Annotated in this window: 1 pseudogene; it reads right to left on the bottom strand. The window is 33.5% G+C overall.

Features of this window, described 5'->3' with window-relative positions:
* Positions 1 to 123, bottom strand: a pseudogene (locus BU804_RS02115) (transposase); the annotation flags it as partial.
* Between the last annotated feature and the right edge of the window lie 134 nt (positions 124 to 257).

The following is a 257-nucleotide window of genomic DNA, read 5'->3' as shown; positions in this document are numbered from 1 at the left end:
AACAATCCCAGCTAATAGATTAATTAAAAAATTTCCGGCATTTCTGTGGCGTGTATGTTCAATTTGAGAAATATTTTTTAGTTGATCATTCACCGTTTCAATAATAGCTCGTTTTCTAAGAACCTGAATTTTGGGTTTTTAGGCAGCCATTAACAATAAGCGATGCTGCTCTGCTAAGTTTATCGATGGCTTTTTAGGTTGGTGAGTATAAGCAATAATCCCAGCTAATAGATTAATTAAAAAATTTCCGGCATTTC

The organism is Candidatus Protochlamydia sp. W-9 (assembly GCF_001950615.1).
GTDB lineage: Bacteria > Chlamydiota > Chlamydiia > Chlamydiales > Parachlamydiaceae > Protochlamydia > Protochlamydia amoebophila.
Note: the sequence above shows the minus strand (reverse complement) of the source record. Positions and strands in the feature narration are given on the sequence as shown.